Raw genomic sequence first — 222 nt, forward strand, 5'->3', positions numbered from 1 at the left:
CCAAATTGTTAAAGAGCAAATTACTTCATAATGAAGTAATCATTTTTAAACATTCTCATCAGCTTTTTGCTTATAAGAATGCTTAAAGATGGTATCCCGTAGGGGAGTCGAACCCCTGTTACCGCCGTGAAAGGGCGGTGTCCTAGGCCTCTAGACGAACGGGACACTGGATATTGAAGAACTTGGGAGTTCTTCGTCTCTTTACTTTTCTAAACCTAATCA

The 222-nt window shown here is 40.5% G+C and carries 1 tRNA gene; it reads right to left on the minus strand.

The window, feature by feature from the left end:
• Positions 1 to 89 precede the first annotated feature (89 nt).
• Positions 90 to 165, minus strand: a tRNA-Glu gene (locus tag AB4589_RS25270).
• Positions 166 to 222: the final 57 nt, after the last annotated feature.

Origin of the sequence: Vibrio sp. 10N.222.49.A3, assembly GCF_041475145.1 — a bacterium.
Taxonomy (GTDB): domain Bacteria; phylum Pseudomonadota; class Gammaproteobacteria; order Enterobacterales; family Vibrionaceae; genus Vibrio; species Vibrio tasmaniensis_A.